This window comes from Bradyrhizobium nitroreducens, from assembly GCF_002776695.1.
Classification (GTDB): domain Bacteria; phylum Pseudomonadota; class Alphaproteobacteria; order Rhizobiales; family Xanthobacteraceae; genus Bradyrhizobium; species Bradyrhizobium nitroreducens.
On sequence record NZ_LFJC01000003.1, the window covers coordinates 2,789,676 to 2,813,575 of the forward strand.

Annotated in this window: 21 protein-coding genes and 1 riboswitch; of the genes, 3 read left to right on the forward strand and 18 right to left on the reverse strand. The window is 65.2% G+C overall.

Going from position 1 to position 23,900, the window contains the following annotated elements:
* Positions 1 to 398: 398 nt before the first annotated feature.
* The 6 genes from TSA1_RS13750 to TSA1_RS13775 all read right to left on the reverse strand — a co-directional run bounded on the left by TSA1_RS13750 (position 399) and on the right by TSA1_RS13775 (position 6,451).
* On the reverse strand, positions 399 to 980 hold the full coding sequence (locus TSA1_RS13750) for a hypothetical protein (RefSeq protein WP_100176845.1): 582 nt from the start codon (positions 978 to 980) through the stop codon (positions 399 to 401).
* Positions 981 to 1,041: 61 nt separating this feature from the next.
* The gene (locus TSA1_RS13755; RefSeq protein WP_100176846.1) at positions 1,042 to 3,273 is read right to left on the reverse strand and encodes a TonB-dependent receptor; all 2,232 of its coding nucleotides are present in this window, start codon (positions 3,271 to 3,273) and stop codon (positions 1,042 to 1,044) included.
* A gap of 114 nt (positions 3,274 to 3,387) precedes the next feature.
* Positions 3,388 to 3,602, reverse strand: a riboswitch (cobalamin riboswitch).
* A gap of 95 nt (positions 3,603 to 3,697) precedes the next feature.
* Positions 3,698 to 3,961, reverse strand: coding sequence for a hypothetical protein (locus TSA1_RS13760; RefSeq protein ID WP_245448237.1), 264 nt, complete (start codon positions 3,959 to 3,961; stop codon positions 3,698 to 3,700).
* 108 nt (positions 3,962 to 4,069) lie between these two features.
* Positions 4,070 to 4,282 (reverse strand): hypothetical protein, encoded by a 213-nt coding sequence (locus TSA1_RS13765; RefSeq protein WP_100176848.1) that lies wholly within the window; start codon positions 4,280 to 4,282, stop codon positions 4,070 to 4,072.
* Between the two features lie 150 nt (positions 4,283 to 4,432).
* Positions 4,433 to 4,609 (reverse strand): hypothetical protein, encoded by a 177-nt coding sequence (locus TSA1_RS39665; RefSeq protein ID WP_174718894.1) that lies wholly within the window; start codon positions 4,607 to 4,609, stop codon positions 4,433 to 4,435.
* 105 nt (positions 4,610 to 4,714) lie between these two features.
* A complete protein-coding gene (locus TSA1_RS13775) occupies positions 4,715 to 6,451 on the reverse strand; it encodes an adenylate/guanylate cyclase domain-containing protein (RefSeq protein WP_100176850.1) in 1,737 nt (578 codons plus the stop codon).
* A gap of 321 nt (positions 6,452 to 6,772) precedes the next feature.
* Between TSA1_RS13775 and TSA1_RS13780 the strand changes: the two genes are divergently transcribed.
* Both TSA1_RS13780 and TSA1_RS13785 read left to right on the forward strand, forming a co-directional pair.
* Positions 6,773 to 8,980: a lytic transglycosylase domain-containing protein gene (locus TSA1_RS13780; RefSeq protein WP_100176851.1), complete on the forward strand. Its 2,208-nt coding sequence runs from the start codon at positions 6,773 to 6,775 to the stop codon at positions 8,978 to 8,980.
* A gap of 125 nt (positions 8,981 to 9,105) precedes the next feature.
* Positions 9,106 to 10,713, forward strand: a complete 1,608-nt coding sequence (locus TSA1_RS13785; RefSeq protein ID WP_145984305.1) for a hypothetical protein — start codon at positions 9,106 to 9,108, stop codon at positions 10,711 to 10,713.
* Positions 10,714 to 10,735: 22 nt separating this feature from the next.
* Here the strand turns inward: TSA1_RS13785 and TSA1_RS13790 are convergent, their stop codons facing one another.
* The gene (locus tag TSA1_RS13790; RefSeq protein ID WP_100176853.1) at positions 10,736 to 11,710 is read right to left on the reverse strand and encodes a tripartite tricarboxylate transporter substrate binding protein BugD; all 975 of its coding nucleotides are present in this window, start codon (positions 11,708 to 11,710) and stop codon (positions 10,736 to 10,738) included.
* Positions 11,711 to 11,910: 200 nt separating this feature from the next.
* Here TSA1_RS13790 and TSA1_RS13795 point away from each other — a divergent pair, with 200 nt between their 5' ends.
* A complete protein-coding gene (locus tag TSA1_RS13795) occupies positions 11,911 to 12,489 on the forward strand; it encodes a cytochrome b (RefSeq protein WP_100176854.1) in 579 nt (192 codons plus the stop codon).
* 18 nt (positions 12,490 to 12,507) lie between these two features.
* On the opposite strand, the gene TSA1_RS13800 is transcribed toward TSA1_RS13795, so the two are convergent.
* From TSA1_RS13800 to TSA1_RS13850, 11 genes are all read right to left on the reverse strand, one after another.
* Positions 12,508 to 13,749, reverse strand: a complete 1,242-nt coding sequence (locus tag TSA1_RS13800; protein WP_100176855.1) for a threonine synthase — start codon at positions 13,747 to 13,749, stop codon at positions 12,508 to 12,510.
* A gap of 131 nt (positions 13,750 to 13,880) precedes the next feature.
* Entirely contained in the window at positions 13,881 to 15,302 is a 1,422-nt protein-coding gene (lpdA, locus tag TSA1_RS13805; protein WP_100176856.1) for a dihydrolipoyl dehydrogenase, read from the reverse strand.
* 17 nt (positions 15,303 to 15,319) lie between these two features.
* A complete protein-coding gene (locus TSA1_RS13810) occupies positions 15,320 to 15,553 on the reverse strand; it encodes a hypothetical protein (protein ID WP_100176857.1) in 234 nt (77 codons plus the stop codon).
* A 22-nt stretch (positions 15,554 to 15,575) separates the two neighbouring features.
* On the reverse strand, positions 15,576 to 16,931 hold the full coding sequence (locus TSA1_RS13815; protein WP_100176858.1) for a pyruvate dehydrogenase complex dihydrolipoamide acetyltransferase: 1,356 nt from the start codon (positions 16,929 to 16,931) through the stop codon (positions 15,576 to 15,578).
* A 57-nt stretch (positions 16,932 to 16,988) separates the two neighbouring features.
* Positions 16,989 to 17,441, reverse strand: a complete 453-nt coding sequence (locus tag TSA1_RS13820) for a nucleoside deaminase (protein WP_100176859.1) — start codon at positions 17,439 to 17,441, stop codon at positions 16,989 to 16,991.
* A gap of 2 nt (positions 17,442 to 17,443) precedes the next feature.
* Complete coding sequence (locus tag TSA1_RS13825) at positions 17,444 to 17,746, reverse strand: DUF5076 domain-containing protein (RefSeq protein ID WP_100176860.1); 303 nt, start codon at positions 17,744 to 17,746, stop codon at positions 17,444 to 17,446.
* A 3-nt stretch (positions 17,747 to 17,749) separates the two neighbouring features.
* Entirely contained in the window at positions 17,750 to 19,138 is a 1,389-nt protein-coding gene (locus TSA1_RS13830; protein ID WP_100176861.1) for a pyruvate dehydrogenase complex E1 component subunit beta, read from the reverse strand.
* Between the two features lie 29 nt (positions 19,139 to 19,167).
* Positions 19,168 to 20,190 carry a pyruvate dehydrogenase (acetyl-transferring) E1 component subunit alpha gene (pdhA, locus tag TSA1_RS13835; RefSeq protein WP_100176862.1) on the reverse strand — a complete coding sequence of 341 codons (1,023 nt, stop codon included), beginning with the start codon at positions 20,188 to 20,190 and terminating at the stop codon, positions 19,168 to 19,170.
* A 224-nt stretch (positions 20,191 to 20,414) separates the two neighbouring features.
* Positions 20,415 to 21,932, reverse strand: coding sequence for an aldehyde dehydrogenase (gene adh / locus TSA1_RS13840; RefSeq protein ID WP_100176863.1), 1,518 nt, complete (start codon positions 21,930 to 21,932; stop codon positions 20,415 to 20,417).
* 361 nt (positions 21,933 to 22,293) lie between these two features.
* On the reverse strand, positions 22,294 to 23,253 hold the full coding sequence (locus TSA1_RS13845; RefSeq protein ID WP_174718895.1) for a helix-turn-helix domain-containing protein: 960 nt from the start codon (positions 23,251 to 23,253) through the stop codon (positions 22,294 to 22,296).
* Between the two features lie 217 nt (positions 23,254 to 23,470).
* On the reverse strand, positions 23,471 to 23,788 hold the full coding sequence (locus TSA1_RS13850) for an FtsB family cell division protein (protein WP_028141594.1): 318 nt from the start codon (positions 23,786 to 23,788) through the stop codon (positions 23,471 to 23,473).
* Between the last annotated feature and the right edge of the window lie 112 nt (positions 23,789 to 23,900).

Consider the following 23,900-nt stretch of genomic DNA (forward strand, 5'->3'; position numbering starts at 1 on the left):
TTCACCCGCAGTATTCCCGGCCCTGTCGACGAAGCCGGAAACTTACGAGCGAGACGAACCTAGCAGCGCCGTCGTCCGCACGCGGTTACGGGCTCACAGGGACTACCCGCCCTGCCCGCGCCTCTCGTGCCGACGCTGCCGCGTCCACCGCAAGCCCGGCTCGCGAACAAGACGACCACAAGTCGCCCCTCTTGGGTGAGCCGGGATGAGCGACACATACGACAAAACCGAATTTCGGTAAAGTGGAATATTTTTAGCGAAGCTGATTGACACCGAGCCGACACAGGCGCGGTCCCGTAGCCCGGATGGAGCGCAGCGCAATCCGGGACGGTGCGGAATGCCGGGCGAGCCGCCCCGGATCACGCTTTCGCTCCATCCGGGCTACGGGTCCCATCCGCTCACGCCGACATCGCTCCCTTGCGCCCGAACGGGGCGAGCAGGCGGACGATCTCGCAGACGGCGACGAGGCCGGCGAGCCAGACGGCGCAGGTCAGGCCGATCCGCGTCACGATCGCGAACGTGAAGGCGCCCTCGCCGCCGAGGAACGGCGTCGCGGCGAGCAGCGCGAGCTCGTAAACGCCATAGGCGACGACGAGCGCGATCGCCAGCATCAGCGGCGTGCGGCCCTGCGGCAGTCGGCCGAGCGCCAGCGACGCCGCCGCGGTCGCCAGCAATGAAGCCGCGCCGATGACGAAGCCCCAGGCGATGGTGCTGGCGTCGACGGGATAATGCAGCGCGCCGAAACCGATGACCTGGTTCACGAGCCAGGCACCGGTGACGACGAGCAGCGCCGGGCGCAGCGGCAGGATCGCTGCGGCGACGACGGCGAAGGCCGCAAACGGCGTGGCGCAGGCAAACGCGAAGCTCGCGAGCGCACATGATGCCGTCAGCAGCGCAAAGCCGAACATCGGCGCAAGGCGCGGCGCGACCGGATGAAGGCGGAAACGGTCGTTGTCAGACCGCAGGATGCTGAGCGCCATGAGTGATCTCCTTGTTTTCGAGTTCTAATCCATTTGCGGGGTTGTGACAGCCCCTGCGGCGTCAGAACGTGGCGCCGGCCTTGAGCAGATAGGTGCGGCCGGGCAGCGGATAGGCGCTGAAACGGCCGTCGGTGAAGGTGCTTGCGATGGCGTAGTCGTAATAGAGCGCGTTCAGCACATTGTTGACGCTGAGGGACCAGAAGTAACGCTCAACCTGGCCGCTGAGCTTGAGGTCGATCGTGCCGTTGGCGGGGATCGGCTTCTGGGTCCCGGCCTGGTCGTTGTCCATGCGCCGCTCGCTCCAGAAGCGCGCGGTGGCATCGAGCACCAGATAATTCTGCCAGATATTCCAGGTGACGCCGGCGCTCGCCGTGTAACGCGACACCAGCGGCACGTCGTTGCCGGCCCAGATGCCTTCACGGAACACCGCGCGTGTATAGGCCACGCCCGAGCTCAGCAGCAGGGCATCGTTGACGCGATAGGACAGACTGGTCTCCGAGCCGTAGCGCCGGGTCGGATCGAGATTGGTGTTGTAGAACAGGACCGGATTGAAATGGACCTCGTTGGTGAGGTCCATCAGATAGAGACTGCTCTGCAGTTGCAGACCGCCGCCCTTGATGCGCAGACCGCCCTCGATATCCTGGGAGCTCTGGGTCTTGAGCTGGAAGGTTTGCGGGATCGATGCGAAGGTCAGGGGATCGAAGGACGGCCCCGAGGACAGGCGCTCGTCGACGTCCGGCGTGCGGAAGGCGCGCGCGGCGCGGCCGAACAGCGAGACCACGTCATTGAGGCGATGCTCGGCGCCGAGATGCAGCGCGTATTGGGTCTCACTGCTGGTCAGCGGCAGCGCGCCGATGTCGGCGTTGAACGGCGCGGCCGGATCGAAATTGTCGCGTGCGGCGAGACTGACGTTCTGCACCCGTGCGCCATAGGAGATATCGGTCGTCGGTGCCACGCCCAATGTGTGCTGGAAATAGCCCGCGACCGTCTGCTGCCTGAGGTCGTAATTGTGCCAGGCGGCGAGCCCCTTCCCGGCGCCGCGGTTCTGCTCAAAGCTCGCATCGTAATAGTCGATGCCGGTCAGGAGCTGCGAGGGCATGCCGAGCAAGAGGCTCTTCACGCTGAGCCGCGGCGTGATCGACCATGTCGTCAGATGGGAATCGACATAGGTCGAGGTGAAGAAGGCCGGGACCGGCATCGGGCTGGAGAAGAACGCGCTCTGCTGCTTCTTGTCACGCACGCCGCCATCGACGATGAGGTCGACGCCGTTGACCAGGGTCTTGGTGAAGCCGGCCGTTGCGCTGAAGCCTTGCTGGTTCGCGTAATTGAACGGCGTGCTGGTGCCGCGCCTGTTGCTCGCGAGCTCATCGAGGCCGATGGAGGGATCGACGGTGCGGCCGCCCGGCAGTCGCAGTTCCTGATTGTCGCCGGTGACGGTGAGAAACGCAGTCAAGCCGGGCGTGGTGTAATTCAGATTGCCGACGGCATTTTTCTGGGAATAGCGATTGTTGTCGCGATAGCCGTCGGTGCTGACGGCATTGCCGTAGAACGAGGTCGACCACGGACCGGAATTGAGTGAGGTCGAGACGTTGCCGAGCCTGGTGTTGAACGAGCCGAAGCCGGCTTCGATGCGCGCGGTCACGGGCGGCCCGCCGACGCCGTTCCTGGTGACGATGTTGATCACGCCGCCGACCGCGTTGTCGCCGTAGAGCACCGCGCCGGAATTACCGCGCGTGATCTCGATCCGCTCGATGGAATTGAGCGGGATGGTGGAGAGGTCCACCTGCGCCATGTCGACGTCGTTCAGCCGCCGGCCGTTGACCAGCACCAGCGTATTGGCGGTGGCAAAAGCGCCGAAGCCGCGCAAATCCACGCTGGTCTTGGCGCCGATTGGGCCGCCATAGAACGTGGTGATCTGGGCTCCCGGCGTCTGCGCCGCGATGATCTCGGCAAGCGTCTGCGACGGCGAATGCGCGATATCGGCGGCCGTGATGACGGTCGTGGCGGCGCCGACGATGCCGCCATCGCCGGCGCCAGAATCGGATCCGGACGAGCCGGCACCACGCCCTGCCGGCGCGACAGTCGCGGCTTCCCGCGGCCGCGCCGCATCGCCATTTCCGGTCGCCCTGGCCCGCGTGCGGTTCTGATCGGCCGTCTGCTTCACCTCGATCGGCGGCAACTGCTCGGCAAGGGCCTGCTGGGCGAAGGCGGCAGACAGATCGAGCGAATGGAGGGAGACGGACGCGAACAGGCCAGCGCTGAGGCGCCAGGCGGCAGAGATGGGACGGGACACAGTTGAAACCTCGGTACGACGTCAGTGGCACGTCACAGCGAACGAGGTTTCACGGCAGAGCGATGGATTGCTCCGGTGAAGCCAATGTCTGTACTCCCCGACCGACATCGTCGCGTGTGACCACGGCTGACGGCAGGTCTCCTGGCTCGCGGGTCGTGACCTCTGCGTCGCCTTCCCAGGACCGAGATTCCCAGTGGCATGAGACGAAAGATTCACCGCTTACAGTTGCGGGGGCAGCCGTGGCGTTGAGACAGATCCCGGCGTTGGGACGTCCCGCACCACATTCCCTTTTGATCTCCGTGAGGAGAACCGTCACCGGCCATTTACGTGTCGTTCCGCCGGAGAGTCAATCGACGGCCGGCCGTCGTCACCCCCGCCAGCCGGCATCGCCGTACCGGCCGATGGTTCATGAGAGCGGGGCCGGTCAGGTCCGCCCCCGCAAACGTTGCGCCTGGGCCCAGGCCGCAGCGACGTCGCGTGGCGGAACGTCGACGCGCTTGATGGGGGTCAGTTCGCCGGAGGCCGAGACGATCGCGGTCTCCTCGCGGCGGCACCGCGTGCAGACGAAGCGGACCTCATGTGGGGACGCCGACCAGCTCGACCGCTTCACATTGGCCGCCATCGGCCAGGTATCGCAATGCGAGCACGACACCAGAAATCGACCGGGATCGAGCATACCCATTTCCATCGGACTCCGCGTCCTGCCGTGTCCCTCAATGATTAACCCACGTGAATCGTTCCGGTGCCCGAGCACCGCCGGTTCCGTCCCGGGAGCAGCCGCTGCCTGCGAGTGCGCTCAGCGCGCGCCCTTGAGGGTACAGGAGGTGGTGCAAGTGACCGTCGTGCCATGATCGCAGGATTTGCAGGCGCTGACGCACTGGTTCATGTCGCGGGGATTGTAGCTGTAGTTCCGCAACGGGCAGACCGGCGTGGTCGAGCCCGTGATGTCCTGCTCCTGGTCGCAGGCGGCCGTCATGAGCGCGAATATGATCACGGCAACGAGGCGCATGGGATTGCCCTGTTAGGCTTGGCAATGACACTCACGAGACGCGCTGCATTGCAGCGAACCCCGGCCTTCCCACCACGGGCATCGCCGATCAGCGACGCCTGAGTGCCATCAGGATGCGCGCCAGATGTTAAGAACGGATTGCAGCCGGCCTCAGGCCGCAGCCCTGGTCGCGATTGCCTGCCGCATGTCCACCGCCAGCTGACGGTACTGCTCCGAAAGCTTCAGATAGAACTCGCGCTTGGTGCTGTCGGTGGCGAGCTTGGCGATCAGCTCGCATTCGGCCGTGAGTGTCTCGAACCGTTCCAGCCTGTCCTGAAGTTCTGGCATCGGCGTGTCCCCATCAAACGCCTCAAGGACATTCAACCTAAGCCCGCGGAATAGGTCACGGCGAACATCGTTATCGAGTAGAATCAATTTTTCCGATGCGGCCGCCTATTTGCTGTCGAGCCGCCAGGCGCCGTCCCATCCCTCGTCCGGCGGGCTCGCCTCGAACTGCGCGATGCGGCCGAGCATGGTGCGCGAGGGGCCATCGCCGGGGACGGCTTCGAGCGCCGCGTTGAAGCCGGCGCGCGCCGCATCGAAGCGCCGGATACGATAGGCGGCGAGCGCTTCGGCATAATGCGCGCGCAAGCCGGCTTGCGCATCGGTCAGTGCGCCCGCCCGCGCCATCACCTCGAAGATCGGCTGCGGCGCGCTCTGGCCCGCGACGGCCAGACGATCGATCTCGCGCAGCTCGAGCCGCGATCCGATCGCCTCGGCCGTTGCCTGCGAGACCAGGATGCGGGTGCCGTAGACCTTGTTGGCGGCCTCCAGCCGCGAGGCCAGGTTCACGGCATCGCCCATCACGGTGAAGCTCATCATCAGCTCGGAGCCGATGCTGCCGGTCAGGACCTCGCCGGTGGCGATGCCGATCCGCAAATCGCACGGCGCGGGCATGGCGCGGATGCCGAGCAGGTCGGGCAGCTGCCTCTGCAGCGCCGGCACCTGGTCGGCCATCTCGATGGCGGCGACGCCGGCCAAGAGCGCCTGCTCGTCCTCCTCGACGAAGGGCGGGCCCCAATAGGACATGATGGCGTCGCCGATATACTTGTCGATGACGCCGCGATTGCTCCTGACGGGCGCGGACATCACCGTGAAATAATGGTTCATCACCTTGACGAGGCCGCGCGGCGTCATGCCCTCGCTCATCGAGGTGAAACCGCTCATGTCGCAGAACATGATGGTCATGACCCGGCGCTCGCCGTCGATGGCGACCTCCGGCCGGTCGATCAGCCCCTGCACCACCTTGGGATCGATGTAGCGGCCGAAGGTCTCGCGGATGCGCTCATTGTGCCTGAGCTGCTCGGTCATGCGGTTGAAGGCTGCGGCGAGCTCGCCGATCTCGTCCTGGGTGGAGACGGTGATGGTCTTGTCGAAGCGGCCCGCCTCCACCTCGCGGGTGCCGGCGAGCAGCAGCCGCACCGGGCGCGTGATACCGCTGGACACCATGAGCGCAAACACAAAGCCGACGATCGCCGCGAGCAACGTCACGACGCCCGACACGACGATCGCCTGATGCTGGCGGCTGATCACCTGCGACGTCGAGAAGAACACCTGCGTCAGCATGTCGGCGCGGATCGCATCGACCTTGCGGTTGAACGCGTCGCGCAGACCGTCGAGCTGTTCCAGCGTGCCGCGGGCCGCGGCCATGTCCTTGGCCTCGACCTGCTTGAGCAGTTTTGCATTGCCCTCGTCCAGATTGCGCCGCAGCTCGGTGACGGCGTTCTCGATGCGGACGTCGATCCGCCCCAGCGCGGCATTGTCCGAATACGTCCTGGGATCGTCGATGATCGCGTTGATGAGCTTGCGCGCGGCCTCGGCCTCCTCCTCGAACTTGCGGTCCGATTGTTCGAAGGCGCGAAGGCGCGCCGTATAGGCCTCATCGTCCGAAGGGGCCTCCATTCTGGTCATGACCATCCGCCGCAGCGCCAGCGCGCGCTCCAGCGATTGGATGTTGGCGCGGGCCAGATGGCTGTAGGCCGGGATGTAGCGGTTGGTCAGCTCGTCGAGCAGGACGCCGACCTGGCTGGACATCACCATCGACAGGATCGAGGTGACCAGCATCAGGACGATCAATCCGAGGGCGATGCCGACGATCTTGCGCCGGATCGACTGGTTGAAAAGCGGCATTGGTGCGGGGCAAAGGCCAGAAGGATGGAGCGATGGAACTCCATACACCGGATCCGACCAGGGGAACACGCGCAATTGGGGTCCGCTGACGCCCGGAACCGACCCGGCCGTCGTGCAGGGCCGGATCGTTAACGAAGGTTAAAGGGACTGCCCTTTGCGCCAGTCCCGAAGTTCCCGCGTCGCATCTGTATTTTGCCGCATTGTTGCGACAGCGTGAGGAATGCGGGACGATGCCGTGGCATCGTCTTCGATGCCTTTGATTCTCAAGCCGCATGTCGTCGCGGACCTTGGTTTGTAGTGGTTTCGCAGGGGGACCATGGAATGAACCAGTGCCTACGCTCGCTCGCGTGTGTCGTTGCCGTGGCCGCGTTGGCCCTCATTCCCACCGAGCTGGCAGCGAAGAGCAGTCACAAATCGTCCGCGCCGAAGAAGTCGCATGAGGCGAAAGCCGGCAAGCAGCGTCATGCCAACGCCGGCAAGGCGCGGCATGTCAAGCAAGCAAATGGCAAGCATGCCGAGGCCAAGCGCAAGTCGAAGACGCAAGACGAGGCGCCCGCGGACAAGCCGGCAGCGCCGGCGCTCACCGGCGACCTTGCCGCGCTGAAGGACGCGATCGATCTCGCGCGCAAGGGCAAGACGGAGGACGCCAGCGCCGCGCGCGACCGCATTGCCGATCCCGCTGGCCAGAAGCTCGCCGACTGGTTCATGCTGCGCCACTCCGAGAGCACGGCGAATTTCAAGCGCTACGCCGCCTTCCTCGCCGCCAATCCGGACTGGCCGAGCCGAACCCTGCTCCGCCGCCGCGCCGAGGCGCGGCTGTGGCAGGAGAAGAGCGACGCTGCCACCGTGCACAAATTCACCATGGACCGCCCGATCAGCGCCAAGGGCAAGTTCGCGCTCGCCCGTGTGCTGCTGACCGAGGGCGATGCCGACCGAGCCGCGCGCCTCGTGCGCGAGGCCTGGCGCACGGACGAATTGTCCGAGCGCAGCGAGGAGGATTCCTACGAGGCGTTCCGCGATCTCTTGACCGCAGACGATCATCGCGCCCGCATGGACAAGCGGCTCGGCGCCAAGGACTACGCGGCTGCGCGGCGCGCCGCAAAGCGGCTCGGCGAGGACGAGCTTGCGATCGTCAAGGCCTGCGCCGCCGTGACTGGCAAGGCCAACAAGGCCAAGGACTATCTCGACGACGTCTCGACGGAAGCCCGCCGCGATCTCGGTTATGTGCTGTGCCGCGCCCAATGGCACCTGCAGAAGGACCGCATCGACGACGCCGCCGAGGTGATCCTGGCCGCCGCACCCGACACCATGGCGGCGCAGGATACCGACGCCTGGTGGCGCGAGCGCCGCCTGCTCGCGCGCAAGCTGCTCGACCAGGGCAAGTCCAGAACCGCCTACGACGTGGTGCGCACCGCCGCGGTGCCCGAGAAGGAAGTCTATCGCGTCGACTACCACTTCATGTGCGGCTGGATCGCGCTGCGCTTTCTTGGCGATCCCAAGGCGGCGATGGTGCACTTCGCCGCGATCGACGAAGGCTCGGCCAATCCGCTCGCGCTGTCGCGCGCCCATTATTGGCGCGGCCGTGCGGCCGAGGCCATGGGCGCCATGGCCGATGCGCGCATGAGCTACAGGGCCGCGGCGCGCTATCCGACTGCCTATTACGGCCAGCTGGCGCGTGCCAAGCTCGGTCTCGACCGGATCGAGCTGCGTCCGCCCTCGCCCGTGCTGGCCGCCGTCGACACGTCGCCCGCCGACGAGCGCGTGCGCGCCGCCGAGATGCTCTACGGCATCGGCGAGCGCGACATGGTGTTCTATTACGCCGAGGATTTCGCCAAGGAGAGCACCGACGTCACGGCGCTCGAAGCGCTCGGCGAGCTTGCCGGGCAGCGCAACGACGCGCGCGTGATGCTGGAGGTCGGCAAGACCGCGCTGGCGCGCGGGCTCGCGCTCGACCATTACGCCTTCCCGACCATCGGCATCCCCGAGCACAAGCAGGTCGCGCCCGCGATCGAGACCAGCGTGATCTATTCGGTGGCGCGCACCGAGAGCTCGTTCGACCAGCGCGACAAGTCGCCGGCCAATGCAGTCGGCCTGATGCAGGTGACGCCGGAAGCCGGCCGCGACACCGCCAAGCGCTTCGGCTTGACTTATGACTGGGACAAGATGGTCTCCGATCCCGTCTACAACACGCAGATGGGCGCGGCCGAGCTCAGTGCGCTGCTGTCGGAATATCGGGGCAACCAGATCATGACCTTCGCCGGCTACAATGCCGGCCGCGGCCGCGTGCGCGAATGGGTGCAGGCGCGCGGCGATCCGCGCGACCCCAATGTCGATCCGGTCGACTGGGTCGAGCGCATCCCGCTGTCGGAGACGCGCAACTACGTCCAGCGCGTGATGGAGAACGTGCTGGTCTACCGCGCGCGGTTCGAAGGCAGCGGCATGGTCGCCGGCAAGACCGACGAGCGCGTGGTGACGAAGGACGCCAGCGCCAAGGCAACGCCGGTGGGATTGACTGGGGCCGGCGACTGATCGTCGGGCCCTGAGGGGCTCCAGGCCGTCAGCCCGGGACCACCAGGCCGCTCATGGGGCGGACTGTCACACCCGCGCGCGGCGTTGCAGAGTCATCTTGACGCAACTCCCCAAATTATTCAATTTTGGCGATCGTTATTTTTTTGCTGCATTTTTTGGGTGTATCGATGGATTGTCCGCGCGTTTCGGTGCCGCTCGATCGTATTTCCCGCAATCTCGTCCGCCTGACGACGCTAGCCGGAATTGCCCTGATCGCCATAGGAGGTTTGCCGGCCAAGGCGCAGAACCAGGAAGCCTGCACCCAGCTGGAAGCCAAATTGGATGTGATCAAAGCGGCGGACCGGGAGATTGCCGAGGCCGATGGCATCATTGACGCGGCCGGGAAGTCGGAGACTGAAAAGACTGCGGCCAAGGAGCAGAAGGAGGCCGCAAGCAAGATCAAGGCGGCCGCCTCGAAATCCAATCCGTTGCAGTACGAGCTGAACAGGCTCTCGACTTTACCGGCCGAGCTGCGCGTCGAGAGCAGCAGCAACAGTCTGCCCGGCGGAGGGCAGGCCTGGTTCAACATCGTCGGTGCGCCCTTCAGCGACGAACGTGCGAATGTGTGCGTCCGGCTCTATCAACGAACCTCGCCGCAGCCGCGATCGGCGGCTCCTCCCCCACCGGCGCAGCAGAAACCACCCGCGCAGCAGACAGAACCGACACAGTCGGAGAACTTCACGCAGGTCTCGATCGCGCAATCCTATCGCTTCGTCGATGCGACAGATAAGAACACGCCGAAATATCGCATCATATTCAATGTGGAGGCTCCGGCTTCGCCCCAACTGCAGTCAACAGACCGGGACTACCTGCTGGTCGCGTTCTTCGCGGCCGCCAAACCTGCCGATAGCAAGCTGCTAACCTACTTCACCACGAAGTCCGTGACGCACAAAATGCCGGCTGTCATCGCGGCGCTGCTGTTCGTTAGCATCATCTATATCGGGCTGGCCTGGGCGACTTATGATCTCAAGGACATGGGCGACCTCACGGGTCTGAGCCGCGACCTCTATGCCGTCAGCCCGATCCGCATCACGGCCGGCGTTCTCGGCGATTCCAGCATCTCTCAAGTCCAGGTCGTCCTGTTCACCTTCATCGTCGCGGGACTTCTGTTCTATCTATGGCTCCGCACCGGATTGCTTGCGAGCATCTCCGCCGACCTGCTTTACCTCCTCGGCATCAGTGCAGTGGGCGCCGGCGGCGCCAAATACACGGCCACACTGAAGGCCGAGCTCGACAAGGAAGCGAATGATTTTGCGCTCGCCAAGGGCTGGTACAATTGGACTCCAATACCGGCAGCCAAGAACGCAAATCTGGCAAACCTGCTGATGACCGGGCAGCGACTCGACGTCTACAAATTCCAGGTGGCCGTCTTCACTCTGGTCGTCGCAGCCTACGTCCTCTCCAGCGGTCAGAACGATCTGGGAGACGTCACGATATCAGAGACGATGCTGTATCTGATCGGCATCTCCCAGGGCGTCTATATCGGCGGCAAGGCGATTACCGACCGGAAGACGCTGATCGAAAATGCGATCAAGAAGATGAACGCTCTGGAAAAGGAGACGGACCCAGCCAAGAAGAAGGAATATGCCGCCGCGGAGGAGACAGCGAAGCGGGAATTCGCATCGTTCTTCCAGCTGGAGCAGGACAAGCCGCGCGACCTGCCCCCACCGGCGCCACCCGCCCCGATTCCATGAGCGGCGCCGATCCCGCTCCGCCTCAATCCACCTTGATGTTCGCCGCCTTGATGATCGGCCACCATTTTGCGATCTCGGCCTTCTGACGGGCGCCGAGCGCTTCGGGCGTGAGCTGATCCTTCGGCGTCATCTCGAGGCCCTGGCCTTCGAGCTGCTTCCTCACGGCGGGATCGTTCAGTGCTTCCACGGCCGCGGCGTTGAGCTTGGCCACGATCTCCTTCGGCGTGCCCTTCGGCACCCATAGGCCCGACCACAGCGTCATGTTGAAGCCCTTCAGGCCCGCCTCTTCCGCGGTCGGGATGCCGGGCGCCGAGGCGAGGCGCTTGCTGTCGGTGATGGCGTAGGCGCGGATGGTGCCGGCGCGAACCTGGGCGATCGAGTTGGAGGTCTGGTCGACGATGAGGTCGATCTGGCCGGCGATCAGGTCGTTCAGCGCGGGCGCGGTGCCGCGATAGGGCACATATTGCAGCTTGATGCCGGAGACGCTTTCGAAATAGACGCCGGCAATGTGGCTGCCGGAGCCGGCGCCCGCGGTCCCCGCCGTCGGCGGCGAGGGGCGCGACTTCAGCCATTCGATCAGTTCCTTCAGCGACGTCGCGGGCACCGCGTTCTTGCTGACGACGATCATCGGATTGCTCGGCAGCAGCACCACCGGCTCGATGTCGGCGACGAGGTCGTATTTGAGCTTGTAGACGGCGCCGTTGGCGACGTGTGTCCCGAGATGGCCGAAGGAGATGGTGTATCCGTCAGGCGGCGATTGCACGGCACGGGCAACGCCGATCGAGCCACCGGCGCCGGTGACGTTCTCGACCACGAGAGGCTGGCCGAGCGAAATGCGCATCCGCTCGGCGAGCACGCGCGCCATCGCATCCGACGGTCCGCCGGCCGCGAACGGCACGATGATGGTGATGGGATGGGTGGGATAGTCATCGGCGCGCGCGCCAGACGTCAATCCAAGACCCGCAACGAGTAGCGCCCATAGCAATTTACGCCCCATGCCTGCTCACCTCCGCCCTTTCTTGCTCGCGCGACACCGCCGCGCTTTCTTGTTTCGAGCTGACAAATATCACGCTATTGGCATTAGACACATCATTGCGAACTACGTAATTCGTCGCGGCCTGCAGCATCAGCCGCGGGCCGAACGGTGCTTGGGAATGTCGCTGGCCGTTCTGGCCGGCACGATATGACCACGAGCCCATGACGATCGAATCAACGGCCCCATCCTACGCGCCGCTGCTGCGGTGGATTCACTGGACGACTGCCATCCTGTTCATCATTGCGATGCTGATCGGCCTCTATTGCGGCCTGCAGTCGCCGGGCACGTCGCCGCGCCGAGAATTGCTCGAGGTGCATAAATCGCTCGGCGAGACGCTGCTTTTCCTGACGATCCTGCGGCTTCTGGTTCGCGCCGTGACCAAAGCGCCGTCAATGCCGCACGATTCCAGTGCGTTCGTCCGGCTTGCGGCCGGATTGAACCATCTGGTGCTCTACGGTCTGCTCGTCGCGATGCCGGTTACGGGATATTTGTTCTCTTCAGCCGGCGGCTATCGATTGAAATATTTCGGGATGTTCGATCTGCCGCGCCTGTTTGCAGGCAATCAGGTCGTCGCTCATCTTGGCGAAGCCGTCCACGGTGTGCTTGCTTGGCTCGTCTACGCCACGGTCGCCGCGCATATCGGCGCGACGTTCTGGCACGCCGTCGTGAAAAAAGACGACACTTTGGCCCGCATGCTGCCGCCTCGCAGCGCGGCAGGATCGGTCAACGACGGATCCTGATCGGCGGGGGCGGAACAGTCAGAATTGCGCGTAGTCGATCGGCTTGTGGCGGTCGAGCGTACGCGTGACCGGCGGCAACGGGTACTTCAGGCCGGTGGCGCAGTTGAAGAGCATGACGCGGTCGCTCTTCAAGACGCGGCCGTCGGCGAGACTCTCCTTGTAGGCGGCGTAGGTCGCGGCGCCCTCGGGGCAGAGCAGCAGCCCCTCCTCGCGCGCGACCTCGTTGAGCGCCGCGGAGATCTTGTCGTCATCGACGGCGATCGCAAAGCCCTTGCTCTCGCGCACCGCGCGCAGGATGAGGAAATCGCCGATCGCCTGCGGCACGCGGATGCCCGAGGCGATGGTGTGGGCGTCCTCCCAGCGCGTGGCGTGCTCGGTGCCGGCCTCATAGGCCCGCACCATCGGCGCGCAGCCGGAGGCCTGCACCGCGACCATGCGCGGACGCTTGGAGCCGATGAAGCCGATCTTCTCGAGCTCGTCGAACGCCTTCCACATGCCGATCAGGCCGGTGCCGCCGCCGGTCGGATAGAAGATCACGTCGGGCACGTCCCAGCCGAGCTGCTCGGCGAGCTCCAGGCCCATCGTCTTCTTGCCTTCGATGCGGTACGGCTCCTTCAAGGTCGAGGTATCGAACCAGCCGACCTTTGCTTTTCCCTCGCCGACGATCTTGCCGCAATCGTCGATATAGCCGTTGACGCGGTAGACGGTCGCGCCCTGCAGTTCGATCTCGCTGACGTTCACTTCGGGCGTATCGGCCGGGCAGAAGATCGTGGTCTTGATGCCGCAGGACGTCGCGTAGGCCGCGAGCGCCGCGCCGGCATTGCCGTTGGTCGGCATCGCCATGTGCTTGATGCCGAGCGCCTTGCCCATCGACACCGCCATCACGAGGCCGCGTGCCTTGAACGAGCCGGTCGGCAGGCGTCCCTCGTCCTTGACGATGATCTCGCCGCCGCCGAGCTTGTTAGCCAGCTTCGGCAGCCGGATCAGCGGCGTCGTGACCTCGCCGAGCGAGACGATGTCCTGGCATTTGCGCACCGGCAGCAGCTCGCGGTAGCGCCACATGTCGCCGGGTCGCTGCGCGAGGGCGTCCTTGGTCAGCGCGTTCTTCACGCCTGCGAGGTCGTAGCGCACCAGCAGCGGCTTGCCGGCCTTGGAGAGGTTGTGAACCTGGTCGGCGGCGTAATGGTCGCCCTCCATCGCGCATTCGAGATGGGTGACGAAGGTTGGGCGTTCGATGGTGAGGTTGTCGTTGTCGTGCATGGCTCGATTCTTTCTTCTTCCTTGTTGCCAGTTTCTTGCCTCCGTCATTGCCGGGCTTGACCCGGCAATCCATCTCACGAAGAGCGCTTCGCTGGATGGATGCGCGGGTCAAGCCCGCGCATGACGAGCGGTCAAATATTCAACACCCGTCCATACGCATCCAGCACGGCTTCCTTCATCATCTCCGACAGCGTCGGATGCGGGAACACCGTGTGCATCAGCTCTTCTTCCGTGGTCTCCAGGTTCATCGCGACGACGTAGCCCTGGATCAGCTCGGTCACCTCGGCGCCGACCATGTGGGCCCCTAACAGCTGGCCGGTCTTCTTGTCGAAGATCACCTTGACGAGGCCCTGGTCCTCGCCGAGCGCGATCGCCTTGCCGTTGCCGACAAAGGGGAAACGGCCGACGCGGATCTCGCGGCCGCTCTCCTTGGCCTTGGCTTCGGTGAGGCCGACGGAGGCGACCTGTGGATGGCAATAGGTGCAGCCCGGGATCAGGTTCTTGTCCATGGGGTGCGGATGCAACCCCTTGATCGCTTCGACACAGATCACGCCCTCATGCTCGGCCTTGTGCGCGAGCATCGGGGGGCCGGCGACGTCACCGATGGCATAGATGCCGGGAATGTTGGTCTTGCCGTAGCCATCGATCACGACGCAGCCGCGGTCGGTTTTGACACCAAGCTTCTCGAGGCCGAGATTCTCGATATTGCCGACAACACCAACCGCCGAGATCACGCGCTCGAACTCGGTCGTGACGGGCTTGCCCTTGCCGTCGTCGATGGTGGCGACGACGCTGTCGGCCTTCTTCTCCAGCTTGGTCACCTTGGTCGAGGACATGATCTTGATGCCCTGCTTCTCCAGGCGTTTTCGCGCAAGGCCCGCGATCTCGGCGTCCTCGACGGGCAGGATCTGCGGCAGCACCTCGACGACGGTGACGTCGGAGCCCATGGTCTTGAAGAACGAGGCGAACTCGATTCCGATCGCACCGGAGCCGACCACCAGCAGCGATTTCGGCATCCGCTCCGGCACCATCGCCTCGAAATAGGTCCAGACCAGCTTCTTGTCGGGCTCGAGCCCGGGCAGCACGCGCGGCCGCGCGCCGGTCGCGACGATGATGTGCTTGGCCTGATAGCTCCCCTCGCCCAGCGACCCCTTCGGCGCCTCGACGTCGGACTTCTTCACGGTGACCTTGCCCGGGGCGTCGATCGAGGCCGCGCCCCAGATCACGCTGACCTTGTTCTTCTTCATCAGGAAGCCGACGCCGTCGTTGAGCCGCTTCGAGACGCCGCGCGAGCGCTGCACCACCGCCTTCGGGTCGTAGGAGATGTTGTCGGCCGACAGGCCGTAATCCTTGGCGTGCTGCATGTAGTGATAGATCTCGGCCGAGCGCAGCAGTGCCTTGGTCGGGATGCAGCCCCAGTTCAGGCAGATGCCGCCGAGATACGACTTCTCGATGATCGCGGTCTTGAGGCCGAGCTGGGCGGCACGGATGGCGGCGACATAGCCGCCGGGACCGGAGCCGATGATGATGACGTCGAAGGATGTGTCGGCCATGGCGGCTCCCGTTCAACTCAAGAGGCGCCGCGAGCGCGGCGCTTGACCAGAAAAGATCTCACCAGCCATTCGAGCACCACCACCACGGCCATCAGGGCCAGAGCGATGAGCACGATGGGCTGGGCGATGTTCCGTGCCAGCTGCTCGCCGGCAAAGAACGCAGAGTGCAGAAAGTCGAGCCCAATCGGGTTGAGCGCGACGACGGCGCCGAGCAGCAGCGATATCCATGGCCAGCGGGTACGGACATGCAAGGTTGCCCCCTCTGCCCCGGCGTCAGACCATCATCATCACGGGGTTTTCGATCAGCTGCTTGAAGGCGCCGATCAGCTCGGCGCCGAGCGCACCGTCGATGGCGCGGTGATCGCAGGAGAGAGTGACGCTCATCATGTGCGCGATCTCGATCTTGCCACCGCGCACGACAGGACGCTCCTCGCTGGTGCCGACCGCGAGGATGGTCGCATGCGGCGGGTTGATCACGGCGGTGAAGTGGCTGATGCCGTACATGCCGAGGTTGGAGACCGCGGTGGTGCCGCCCTGATATTCCTCTGGCTTCAGCTTGCGCGAGCGGGCTCGGGCGGCGAAATCCTTCATTTCGTTGGAGATGGTCGAGAGGGTCTTGGTCTCCGCTTTCCGGATGATCGGGGTGATCAGGCCGCCGGGCATCGCCACGGCAACGCCGACGTCGGAATGGTGATGCTTGACCATGCCGCTTTCGGTCCAGCTGACGTTGCAGTTCGGGATCTTCTGCAGCGCCACCGCCATCGCCTTGATGACGAAGTCGTTGACCGAGATCTTGTAGAGCGGCTTCTTCTCCTTGTCCTTCGGCGCGGCCGCATTGATCTCCTCGCGCGCAGCGAGCAGCTTGCCGATGTCGCAGTCGATGGTCAGGTAGAAGTGCGGGACGTTCTGGATCGACGCGGTCAGGCGTTGCGCAATGGTGCGGCGCATGCCGTCATGCGGGACGATCTCGTAGGAACCAGGCTCGAACAGCGACAGGATCTGCTTGTCCGACATGGTCGGCGCGATCGAGGGCGCACCGGACGGTGCCGCGGCGGGCGCCTTGAGACCCTTGCCGGACTTGGCCTGCTCGACGTCGCGCGCGACCACGCGGCCGTGCGGGCCAGTGCCGGTGACCATGCCGACGTCGATGCCGGCCTCCTTGGCCAGACGCCGCGCCAGCGGTGAGGAGAACACGCGGCCGGCATGGCCGTTGCTCTGCGCGGCTGGAGCCGCGGCCTGCGGCGCAGGTGCCGCGGCGGGCGCAGCAGCCTTCGGTGCGGCCGGCGCCGGAGCCGGCGCAGCGGCGGGAGCCTCAGTGGGCTTCTCTGCTTTCGGCGGCGCGGCCGACGCGCTGGGCTTGGCGCTACCTGCGGCCTTGACGTCCTCGCCTTCGCCGGCGAGCACCGCGATCACGTCGTTGACCGGGACGTCCTGCGTGCCCTCGGGCACCAGGATCTTGGCGATCGTGCCCTCGTCGATGGCCTCGACCTCCATGGTCGCCTTGTCGGTCTCGATCTCGGCGATGACGTCGCCGGACTTGACCTTGTCGCCTTCCTTCTTCAGCCATTTGGCGAGGTTGCCCTTCTCCATCGTCGGCGAGAGAGCGGGCATCAGGATGTTGATGGGCATGCTGACCTCAAGAAGAACTTTGCAATACGTCGTCTCCGACAGCGAAGACGACCAGGTTTAGTTGCCGATGTCGCCCTGCCACAGGCGCTCATTGGCAGGGATGGAACGCCAATTCTTCATCATGCTGATGGAGCGGTCGTCGGCAAGGTCGATCCAGGGGATGCCGAACTTGTCGAGGATGTCCTTGGAGCCCTCGAAGGTGACGGACTCTCCGATCACCACGAGCTTGACCTTGAACAAAGCGAGCGCGCCGGCGCACATCGCGCATGGCGACAGCGTGGTGTACATGACGGTGTCGTGAAACGAGATCGCGCCAGCTTCGCGCAGGCAGCTCATCTCGCCGTGCAGGATCGGGTTGTTCTCCTGCACGCGGTTGTTGTGGCCGCGGGCGATGATCTTGTTGTCGCGCGTCAGCACGGCGCCAATCGGCAGGCCGCCTTGCGCGATCGAGTCCTGCGCCTCGCGGATCGCCTCCAGCATGAAATCGAAATGATAGGATTCGATTGCCACGGTCAGTGCCCCTTCCCGCGCGGCGTCGTCGTGCCGGTGTCGGTCGGACGCTCGATCTCGGCCTGGAACATGTCCAGGATCCGGCTCAAGGCGTCCTCTTCCGTGTATTCGCTCTCGCGCGCATAGGCGCGCGCGGCGTGGCGGGCGAGATCGACGAGCAGCAAGCCCCACATGTCAGGCTCTTCAAAGGCACGCTGGAACGCCATCGACAGCCCGCCGTCCAGCACGAACACGCGCAGGATCTCGACCGCGTCGTCGCGGGCGAGGACGTCGGGCGGCAGTGGCTGCTCCTTCGGGCCCGCCATGGTCTACCTGTAGCAGACGGCTTTGGCGGCCTCGACGACTTCCGCTGCCGAGGGCAGCGCGAGCTTCTCCAGGTTGGCCGCATAGGGCATCGGCACGTCCTTGCCGGAGACGCGCGCAACCGGCGCGTCCAGATAGTCGAAGGCGTTCTCCATGATGCGCGCGGCGATCTCGGCGCCGACGCCGCTCTGGGCCCAGCCCTCTTCAACCGTGACGGCGCGACCGGTCTTCTTGACGGAGTTGATGATGGTCTCGGTGTCCATCGGGCGCAGCGTGCGCAGATCGATCACCTCGGCCTCGATGCCGTCCTTGGCGAGCTCGTCGGCGGCCTTCAGCGCATAGGTCATGCCGTTCGACCAGGAGATGATGGTGACGTGGCTGCCCGCACGCGCGATGCGCGCCTTGCCGATCGGGATGATGAAGTCGTCGAGCTTGGGCACCTCGCCGGTGTGGCCGTAGAGCACCTCGTTCTCGAGGAAGATCACCGGATTGGGGTCGCGGATCGCAGCCTTCAGCAGGCCCTTGTAGTCGGCGGCCGAGAACGGCGCGACGACCTTGAGGCCCGGGACGTTGGAGTACCAGGCCGAGTAATCCTGGCTGTGCTGGGCGGCGACGCGGGCTGCCGCACCGTTCGGTCCGCGGAACACGATCGAGCAGCCCATCTGGCCGCCGGACATATAGAGCGTCTTGGCCGCGGAGTTGATGATCTGGTCGATTGCCTGCATGGCGAAGTTGAAGGTCATGAACTCGACGATCGGCTTCAGCCCGGTCATGGCCGCGCCGACGCCGACGCCGGCAAAGCCGTGCTCGGTGATCGGGGTGTCGATCACGCGCTTGGGGCCGAACTCCTGGAGCAGGCCCTGCGTCACCTTGTAGGCGCCCTGATATTCGGCGACCTCCTCGCCCATCACGAAGACATCGGGATCGCGACGCATTTCCTCGGCCATGGCATCGCGCAAGGCTTCGCGGATGGTTTGCGTCACCATCTCGGTGCCCGCGGGCACTTCGGGATCGGGCTCGGCGACAGCTTGCGGTGCGGGCGCAGCTTTCGGCTGCGGTGCCTCGGACTTTGCGGCAGCGGGCGGCGCGGACTCCGCGGCCTTCTCCTGCTTCGCCGGCGCAGGCGCCTTGGCGAGATCGGCGGCGCTTTCGCCATCGGCGAGAATGGTCGCGATCGGCGTGTTCACCGCGACATCGGCGGTGCCCTCGGGAATCAGGATCTTGCCGAGCGTCCCCTCGTCGGTCGCCTCGACCTCCATGGTCGCCTTATCGGTCTCGATCTCGGCGATCACGTCCCCCGACTTGATCGTCTCGCCTTCCTTCTTCAGCCATTTGGCGAGGTTGCCCTTCTCCATCGTGGGCGACAACGCGGGCATCAGCACTTGAATTGGCATGTCTTCTCCAAAAGAAAGCTAGCGCGCGTTCAGCGGTAAACGTCGGTCCAGAGCTCGGCGGCATCCGGCTCGGGATCATGCTGGGCGAAATCGGCGGAAGCGTTGACGATGTCGCGCACCTCGGCGTCGATCGCCTTGAGATCGGCCTCGCTGACCTTGGCGGCCAACAGGCGGTTGCGCACCTGCTCGATCGGATCCTGGTCGTGGCGGACCTTCTCGACCTCCTCGCGTGTGCGATATTTTGCAGGATCGGACATCGAGTGGCCGCGGTAGCGATAGGTCTGCATCTCCAGGATGAAGGGACCCTTGCCGGCGCGGCACCAGGCGACGGCTTCGTCGCCGGCGGCCTTGACGGCGCGGACGTCCATGCCGTCGACCTGCTTGCCGGGGATGTTGAAGGAGACGCCGCGCTTGGAGAAATCCTGCTGGGCCGAGGCGCGCGAGACCGCGGTGCCCATGGCGTAGCGGTTGTTCTCGATGACGTAGATCACCGGCAGCTTCCAGAGCTCCGCCATGTTGAAGCTCTCGTAGACCTGGCCCTGGTTGGCCGCGCCGTCGCCGAAATAGGTGACGCTGACATTGTCGTTGCCGCGATAGTGATTGGCGAAGGCGAGACCGGTGCCGAGCGAGACCTGCGCGCCGACGATGCCGTGGCCGCCGTAGAAGTGCTTCTCCTTGCTGAACATGTGCATGGAGCCGCCCTTGCCCTTGGAATAGCCGCCGCGGCGGCCCGTGAGCTCGGCCATGACGCCGTTGGCGTCCATGCCGGTGGCGAGCATGTGGCCGTGATCGCGATAGCCGGTGATGACCTGATCGCCCTGCTTCAGGGCCATCTGCATGCCGACCACCACGGCCTCCTGGCCGATATAGAGATGGCAGAAGCCGCCGATTGCGCCCATGCCGTAGAGCTGGCCGGCCTTTTCCTCGAACCGCCGGATCAGGAGCATGTCGCGGAGCGCCTTGAGCTCCTGCTCCCTGGTGAATTCCGGGGGCGAACCGCCGTCGGTCTTGTCCTGTGGAGTGCTTGCGGCGGCTTTCTTGGGTGCGGCCATGGGAATTCCGGGTCAGAGAAAACTTTCGTCCTCTCTAACCCAAGTCAAACACCGTTGGAAAGCGCCACTACGGCATGCCACGGCTTTCATTATGCCGCAGTGCAACGTGGTCGAAATATTGCAAAATCTTTGGCGCTGATCGGGCAACAAATCTAACGCCGAACGTGCCGGCTCCCACTTGCCGGAACGAGCGGCGCCAAAACAGCGCCGCCCGCTCTGCCCGATCAGAAGAAGCCGAGCTTTTTCGGGCTGTAGCTGACCAGGAGATTCTTGGTCTGCTGATAATGATCGAGCATCATCTTGTGGGTCTCGCGACCGACGCCCGACTGCTTGTAGCCACCGAACGCGGCATGAGCGGGATAGGCGTGGTAGCAGTTGGTCCAGACGCGGCCGGCCTGGATCGCCCGGCCGAAGCGGTAGCAGCGGTTGGCGTCGCGGCTCCAGACGCCGGCCCCGAGGCCATAGAGCGTGTCGTTGGCGATCTCGAGCGCTTCGTCGTCGGTCTTGAAGGTCGTGACCGAGACCACGGGTCCGAAAATCTCCTCCTGGAAGATCCGCATCTTGTTGTGGCCCTCGAACACGGTCGGCTTAACGTAGAAGCCGCCGGCGAGATCGCCACCGAGCTCGGCACGTCCGCCGCCGGCGAGCACCTTGGCGCCCTCCTGCTTGCCGATGTCGATGTAGGACAGGATCTTCGCCAGTTGCTCGCCAGATGCCTGCGCGCCGATCATGGTGGTGGCATCGCGCGGGTCGCCCTGCTTGATCGCCGCGACGCGCTTCAAGGCGCGCTCCATGAAGCGGTCATAGATGTCGGCGTGGACCAGCGCCCGGCTCGGACAGGTACAGACCTCGCCCTGGTTCAGCGCGAACATGACGAAGCCTTCGATCGCCTTGTCGAAGTAATCGTCGTCCTCGGCGGTGACGTCCTTGAAGAAGATGTTCGGCGACTTGCCGCCAAGCTCCAGCGTGACCGGAATGAGGTTCTGGCTGGCGTATTGCATGATCAGCCGGCCCGTCGTGGTCTCGCCGGTGAAGGCGATCTTGGCGATGCGCGGGCTCGAGGCCAGCGGCTTGCCGGCCTCGAGGCCGAAGCCGTTGACGATGTTGAGCACGCCTGATGGCAGGATGTCGGCAATGAGCTCGGCCCAGACCATGATCGAGGCCGGGGTCTGCTCGGCGGGCTTGAGCACGACGCAATTGCCGGCGGCGAGCGCAGGCGCGAGCTTCCAGCAGGCCATCAGCAGCGGGAAGTTCCACGGGATGATCTGGCCGACCACGCCGAGCGGCTCGTGGAAATGATAGGCGATGGTGTCGTGGTCGATCTCGCCGATGGAGCCTTCCTGGGCGCGCACGACGCCGGCAAAGTAGCGGAAGTGATCGATCGCGAGCGGGATGTCGGCGGCGCGGGTCTCGCGGATCGGCTTGCCGTTGTCCCAGGTCTCGGCAATGGCGAGACGCTCGAGATTTTCTTCCATGCGGTCGGCGATCCGGTTCAGGACCGCGGCGCGCTCGGCGACGCTGGTACGGCCCCAGGCGCCCTTGGCGGCATGCGCCGCGTCGAGGGCCAGCTCGACGTCCTGCGCGTCCGAGCGCGCGATCTTGCAGACGATCTGGCCGTTCACCGGCGAAGCGTTGTCGAAATATTTGCCCGAGATCGGCGCGACGAACTTGCCGCCGATGAAATTGTCGTAGCGTTCGGCAAAGGGAACTTTGGTGACGCTGAGGAATTCCACCTTGTTCATTGATCACTCCCGATGTTTGCTGTTTGCGCAATTCGTCGCGTGGCTCGCGACTTGCGCGGACGATGTCGCGGGAGGTGTCTTCTGTCAGCCCGGGGGAAAGCGATGGCGGCGGCGACCTGTCGCAGTTCTGCGACAGTCGTGCCGCGACGCCGCTCCCGTGTCCCGGACGCGCTGCAACGCTCTTAGCGTTGCCGCGCTGAGCCGGGATCCAGCAGGCGACACGGGAGAATGCGGAGGCATGGGCCCCGGCTCTGCAGCGCACCACGTCGCAAGGGCGACGCGCTGCGCTGCGTCCGGGGCACGAGACCGACGTTTGAGCGCGCGGCATCAACACCGCAACGACGGCTGAGGAAACAGCCGTTCAGTGGTTCAGCTCGAACCGCTTCAGCTTCCTGTGCAGCGTGGCGCGGCTGACGCCGAGGGCCTTGGCGGCCGCCGAGACGTTGCCGCCGGCCCGGAGCAGCGCCCGCTGCACCACCGCGCGCTGACCGCCGGCGAGATGATCGCGTGCGGCATCGCCGCCGAGCAGATCGGCCGCGGGCACCGGCTGCAATGCCCGGCTGGGGGCAAGACCGAGCGCTGCCCGGGCGGAGCGGGTCGCGCCGATCACGAGATCGTCCGCATCGACCGCGACGAGGCCTCCGCATTGGCCGTCCGCGGCTTGCGTCAGCACGATGCGGGCATGGGCGAAGGCCCGGCGGAACAGATCGGCCTCGATACGCCTGGCCGCCTCGCCTGCCGCAAGCGCGATCAGACTGGCAAACGCGTCGGTCCGGTCGGCCCGGCAGGAGGACACGTCGAGCACGCCCGCGAGCGCGGCCTCATGGTCGTAGATCGGAACGGCGGTGCAGCTCAGAAGCGTGTTGCGGGCGAAGAAATGCTGGTCGCGGTCGATCGTCAGCGGGCGCTGCTCGACGAGGCAGGTGCCGATGCCGTTGGTGCCCTCGTGCTCCTCGCTCCAGAGCGCACCGGTCCACAGGCCCCAGGACTGGAACGTCGCATCGTCCGCCGGCGTGCCGCGACGGTCGACCGGCACACCTTCGCCGTCGGCGAGCAGCACGCAGCAGCCGCTCGCGCCGACGGCCTGATAGAGCCGGTCCATCGCCCCTTGCGCCGCGGCCAGCAGCGGCGCGATGCGCTCGCGCGCCTGGAGCAGCTCGGCTTCGGTCAGCCGCATCGGCGAGGTACGGCCGCCGGGATCGAGGTGATGCAATCTGGAGGAACGGCGCCACGAGGCCACGAGCGCGGACCGAGCCGCCTGGCCTGACGCAATGGCGGCCTCGACACGGGCCGCGTGATGCCGGGGCATTGACCCATTCACCACTGTTTCCTCCGGTTGGCAGACTAGAACGCGCTGGCGCCGCTTGGTTGATCTGCGTCAACTTCGGAAGAGCGTCACAGAAGCCATGAGCCCGCCGCGGCGCCGCCGTCAAGGCAGCCAGCGGGTTCCAGACTTACGACCTTCGCAGGAGCACCGGGCACGGCGGCTGGATTTTCGCTAGCTGCTTTCGTGTCGGTTTCGAAGCTTGCGGAAAGCGCTACTTCGCGGGGATCATCCGAACGAGATCGCGCGGATTGACGTAGTCGAGCTGGAAGCGCGCCCGCTCGTCCAGCATGTCGGGGTCGATCCGCTCGGACCGCAGCAGCGACACCCGCTGCTCGCTCCTGGCGCGCTCGCGCTTGAGCTGGGCCAGCTCGCTGGTCAGCGCGATGATCTCCTGGTCGAGTTCCTGGCGGGCGTTGAGGCCGTATTTGCCGGTATAGGCGTTGACGCCGAAATAGCCGACGATGGCGGCCGCCATCGCATAGAGGGCAAGGCCGGTCAGGATCGATTTCAGGCGCGCGCGGGAGACCATCCTGGGAAGATGGGACAGGTTGGTTAAGGGAGTGCTAACTCTGAGCAAGCTGTCATTCCGGGGCGATGCGCAGCATCGAACCCGGAATCTCGAGATTCCGGGTTCGGCTCTT

Bases quoted from the DNA above. Each gene is read 5' to 3' on its own strand.
- TSA1_RS13750 (WP_100176845.1), bottom strand. From the start codon at position 980: ATGGCGCTCAGCATCCTGCGGTCTGACAACGACCGTTTCCGCCTTCAT.
- TSA1_RS13760 (WP_245448237.1), bottom strand. From the start codon at position 3,961: ATGGAAATGGGTATGCTCGATCCCGGTCGATTTCTGGTGTCGTGCTCG.
- TSA1_RS13765 (WP_100176848.1), bottom strand. From the start codon at position 4,282: ATGCGCCTCGTTGCCGTGATCATATTCGCGCTCATGACGGCCGCCTGC.
- TSA1_RS39665 (WP_174718894.1), bottom strand. From the start codon at position 4,609: ATGCCAGAACTTCAGGACAGGCTGGAACGGTTCGAGACACTCACGGCC.
- TSA1_RS13775 (WP_100176850.1), bottom strand. From the start codon at position 6,451: ATGCCGCTTTTCAACCAGTCGATCCGGCGCAAGATCGTCGGCATCGCC.
- TSA1_RS13780 (WP_100176851.1), top strand. From the start codon at position 6,773: ATGAACCAGTGCCTACGCTCGCTCGCGTGTGTCGTTGCCGTGGCCGCG.
- TSA1_RS13790 (WP_100176853.1), bottom strand. From the start codon at position 11,710: ATGGGGCGTAAATTGCTATGGGCGCTACTCGTTGCGGGTCTTGGATTG.
- TSA1_RS13795 (WP_100176854.1), top strand. From the start codon at position 11,911: ATGACGATCGAATCAACGGCCCCATCCTACGCGCCGCTGCTGCGGTGG.
- TSA1_RS13800 (WP_100176855.1), bottom strand. From the start codon at position 13,749: ATGCACGACAACGACAACCTCACCATCGAACGCCCAACCTTCGTCACC.
- lpdA (WP_100176856.1), bottom strand. From the start codon at position 15,302: ATGGCCGACACATCCTTCGACGTCATCATCATCGGCTCCGGTCCCGGC.
- TSA1_RS13815 (WP_100176858.1), bottom strand. From the start codon at position 16,931: ATGCCCATCAACATCCTGATGCCCGCTCTCTCGCCGACGATGGAGAAG.
- TSA1_RS13825 (WP_100176860.1), bottom strand. From the start codon at position 17,746: ATGGCGGGCCCGAAGGAGCAGCCACTGCCGCCCGACGTCCTCGCCCGC.
- TSA1_RS13830 (WP_100176861.1), bottom strand. From the start codon at position 19,138: ATGCCAATTCAAGTGCTGATGCCCGCGTTGTCGCCCACGATGGAGAAG.
- pdhA (WP_100176862.1), bottom strand. From the start codon at position 20,190: ATGGCCGCACCCAAGAAAGCCGCCGCAAGCACTCCACAGGACAAGACC.
- adh (WP_100176863.1), bottom strand. From the start codon at position 21,932: ATGAACAAGGTGGAATTCCTCAGCGTCACCAAAGTTCCCTTTGCCGAA.
- TSA1_RS13850 (WP_028141594.1), bottom strand. From the start codon at position 23,788: ATGGTCTCCCGCGCGCGCCTGAAATCGATCCTGACCGGCCTTGCCCTC.